The sequence below is a fragment of the Cupriavidus sp. 01L46 genome (assembly GCF_056399905.1).
In genome coordinates this window covers 1-1,934 of the sequence record NZ_JBFTSF010000546.1, presented here as the reverse complement: position 1 = coordinate 1,934, position 1,934 = coordinate 1, and the positions used below count along the sequence as shown (strand labels likewise).

Annotated in this window: 1 protein-coding gene; it reads left to right on the top strand. The window is 64.4% G+C overall.

From position 1 onward, the window contains the following. Positions 1 to 101: 101 nt before the first annotated feature. The gene (locus AC1DS3_RS38170) at positions 102 to 1,850 is read left to right on the top strand and encodes a pyrroloquinoline quinone-dependent dehydrogenase (RefSeq protein ID WP_441641398.1); all 1,749 of its coding nucleotides are present in this window, start codon (positions 102 to 104) and stop codon (positions 1,848 to 1,850) included. Positions 1,851 to 1,934 lie beyond the last annotated feature (84 nt).

Below are 1,934 nucleotides of genomic sequence, written 5' to 3'. Positions count from 1 at the left end.
TGCCTATACTGCTTGTGACCCGGGCCGTCACAGTGCGCGACAAGCACGCCCTTTCGCCCTGGGAAAGCCGGGGCACGAAAAATTCAAGAAAGGAGCTTCCCATGCTCTCATCCCGCAGCCATGCCCGGGTGACCCTCCCCTTGCTGTTGCTTGCACTGGCCGCCGCCGCCGCGGCGCTCATTCCCGCAGCCTTCGGCGCGGACGAAATCCAGGGTGGCGCGACCACCCCGGGCGCGGCCATGACCCGGCCCCTCCCGCCGGTGACACAGGCACAGCTCGACGCGGCCGGCAACAACGCCAACGACTGGGTGCATTCGAATGGCTCCTACGTGCAGACGCGCTACTACCCGGGCAGCCAGATCAACACCAAGAATGTGGCAAAGCTGAAACCCGCGTTCCTGTTCCAGACCGCCGTGCTCGAGTCCATGGAGACCGCGCCGATCGTCGTCAACGGCGTGATGTTCCTGACCACGTCCTATAACCACGTCTATGCGATCGATGCCGTGACCGGCAAGGAGTTCTGGCACTACAAGCACAAGATGGGGCCGATCACGACCTTCTGCTGCGGCCCGAACAACCGCGGCGTGGCCGTCAGCGCAGACCGCCTCTTCATGGGCACGCTCGACGCCAAGCTGGTCGCGCTGGACGCCAAGACCGGCAAGCTGCTGTGGGAAACGCAGATCGCCGATCCCGAACTGGGCTACTCGGAAACCATGGCGCCGGTGGTGGTGGACGACAAGATCCTGATCGGCACCAATGGCGGCGAGTACGGCATCCGTGGCTTCCTCAAGGCGTATAGCGCCACCGACGGCAAGCTGCTGTGGACCTTCTACACCATCCCCGAAAAGGGCCATGAAGGCGTGTGGGCCACCAAGGATGCCACCGGGCGCGACATGAAGCGCGACATCGCGGCCGAGAAGAAACAGCTCGCGGACAAGGGCGGCGATTTCTACAAGGCGCTCGGCGGCGGCGTGTGGATGCCGCCGGCGATCGACCGCAAGAACAAGATGGCGATCTTCGTGGTGGGCAATCCCTCGCCCGACCTGTATGGCGCCATCCGCCCCGGAGACAACCTCTATACGGATTCGATGGTCGCGGTGGACCTGGATACCGGCGCCTACAAATGGCACTCGCAGTACATCGCCCATGACGTATGGGACCTGGACGCCGTCAGCCCGCCGATCCTGGTCGACGTGCGCGACAACAACGGCCAGATGATTCCCGGCGTGATCCACGGCGGCAAGACCGGCCACGTCTATGTGCATGACCGCCGCGACGGCCGGCTTATCCGCTTCTCGCAAGCCATGATCCCGCAGGAAGACATGTGGACCCTGCCCACGGCCAAGGGCGCACGCATGCTGCCGGGCGCCAATGGCGGCGTGGAATGGTCGCCGATGGCCTTCAACCCGAAGACGCGGATGGCCTATGCCGCCAACCTGCACCAGCCGATGACTTACCAGGTGGAAGCTTCGCCCTACCCGGGCGGCAAGCTCTGGCTAGGCGGCGCCTTCAAGACCATCCCGGCCGAGGCGCAGTGGGGCAAGCTCTCCGCGGTGAACATCGATACCGGCAAAGTGGTGTGGGATTACAAGACCGAGCAGCCGCTGATCGGCGGCGTGCTCGCGACAGCCGGCGGACTGGTCTTCAATGGGGAAGGCAACGGCCTGTTCCGCGCCTTCGACGCCGCCACCGGCAAGAAGCTGTGGGAGTACCAGTGCGGCGCGGGCGTGAATGCGCCTGCGGTGTCCTACATGGTCGGCGGCAAGCAGTACATCGCGGTGGCAGCCGGCGGCAATACGCAACTGGACTTCAAGCGCGGCAACAGCGTGCTGGTGTTCGCGGTGCAATAGGGTAATAGGGCAATAGGGATGCGTATCCTGTCCTATCTGTCCTATCTGTCCTATCTGGCCCGGCCCCGGCAGTTAGTGCTGCCG